The sequence below is a fragment of the Bartonella sp. AA83SXKL genome (assembly GCF_042196965.1).
Classification (GTDB): domain Bacteria; phylum Pseudomonadota; class Alphaproteobacteria; order Rhizobiales; family Rhizobiaceae; genus Bartonella.
In genome coordinates, this window is the sequence record NZ_JBHIRG010000212.1 from 395 (window position 1) to 679 (window position 285).

Below are 285 nucleotides of genomic sequence, written 5' to 3' on the forward strand. Positions count from 1 at the left end.
AAAATTGATGGAATGGGCTGATGGGATGCGGCGTATAAAAGTTCGCGCCAACGCTGAGACACCCTCTGATGCACGTATGGGGCACTCTTTTGGGGCTGAAGGTATTGGTCTGTGCCGTACGGAGCACATGTTTTTTTCTGGTGAACGTATTGTCGCTATGCGTGAAATGATTTTAAGTGATGATGAAAACGGACGTCGTAAAGCACTAGATAAGCTTTTGCCAATGCAGCGTTCAGATTTTGTCCAATTATTTGAAATTATGTGTGGATTGCCTGTTACTATCCG

General features: G+C 44.6%; 1 protein-coding gene. It reads left to right on the plus strand.

Translation table 11 applies throughout. The features are described 5' to 3' along the window. A partial coding sequence (locus ACFINO_RS10685) for a putative PEP-binding protein (RefSeq protein WP_375655827.1) occupies positions 1-285 on the plus strand: 285 nt, incomplete at both ends.